Genomic DNA, 1140 nt, shown 5'->3' on the forward strand with positions numbered 1-1140 from the left:
GAAGAGCGAAGAAAAAATCACCTTTTTTTGCGCCAAGTCACTAATTTTTTCTTCACTTTTTAAAGAGGCAATCAAATTTACGCCAAATGCTCGCGAGCAAGATACTCATGACTCTGCATCTCGGTTAAACGTGATACACAACGCTTGAACTCAAATTCCAGTTGTCCTTCGCTATATAAGGCATCCATCTCGACTTCCGCTGAAATAATCAGTTTTACGTTGCGCTCATAAAACTCGTCGACTAAAGCAATAAAACGCCTCGCAGCATCATCAATTTTACGATTCATCTGACGAACATCGGCCAGTAAAACCGTGTGATAAATACGTGAGAGTTCAATGTAATCGTTTTGACTTCGAGCGGTTTGGCACAACTGCTCAAAAGAAGCATGTAACACCCCATCACTGGCTTCAATCACGTTAATCTGTCGATGATTAATGTCGATTTTGTGGGCAACGCTTTTACGCTCAGCCGTAAGCTGCTGATAATAGGTATTTAAATTAATAGAAGCCTGCTCATCCAATGGATAATGGTAGATTTCGGCTTGTTCCAACGTCCTCAGACGATAATCGACACCACTATCCACATTTAGGACATGGCAACGCGCTAAAATCATATCAATAGCAGGAAGAAAACGTGCTCGCTGTAAGCCATTACGATACAAATTTTGTGGTTCGATGTTTGACGTCGCCACCAGCACCATCTGACGCTTAAACATTTCTTGCAACAATGTGGCAAGAATCATGGCATCAGTTATGTCAGACACAAAGAACTCGTCAAAACAAACAATATCTGCTTCTTGTTTAAATAAGTCGGCAACTTTGGAGAGAGGATTTTCTACCTCCCCCAAACGCTTTAACTCGTCATGTACCCGATACATAAAGCGGGGAAAGTGCACGCGCATTTTTCTGTCAGTAGGTAAGGCATCAAAAAAGGCATCCATTAAATAGGTTTTACCTCGGCCTACCCCGCCCCAAAAGTACAAACCTTTTGGGGGTTGAGGCATCTCGACCTTCTTACCCATGAGCTTTTGCCATTTAGAAAGTTGAGGGATCGGCGCAGACTGAAACTCAACAATATCATGGTAGAGTTTGTCTAAAGCGACAACGGCTTGCTGCTGGGCTTCATCGCGCTGGAATCCA

General features: G+C 43.0%; 1 protein-coding gene. It reads right to left on the reverse strand.

Annotation, left to right across the window (positions count from 1 at the left end; translation table 11 throughout):
• Nucleotides 1-77: 77 nt before the first annotated feature.
• Nucleotides 78-1140, reverse strand: a 1063-nt coding sequence (gene zapE / locus R7P35_RS25575) for a cell division protein ZapE (RefSeq protein WP_318093224.1), incomplete at its 5' end; no start/stop codon positions are given.

Origin of the sequence: Vibrio sp. Vb0304, assembly GCF_033338995.1 — a bacterium.
GTDB classification, from domain to species: Bacteria; Pseudomonadota; Gammaproteobacteria; order Enterobacterales; family Vibrionaceae; genus Vibrio; species Vibrio alginolyticus.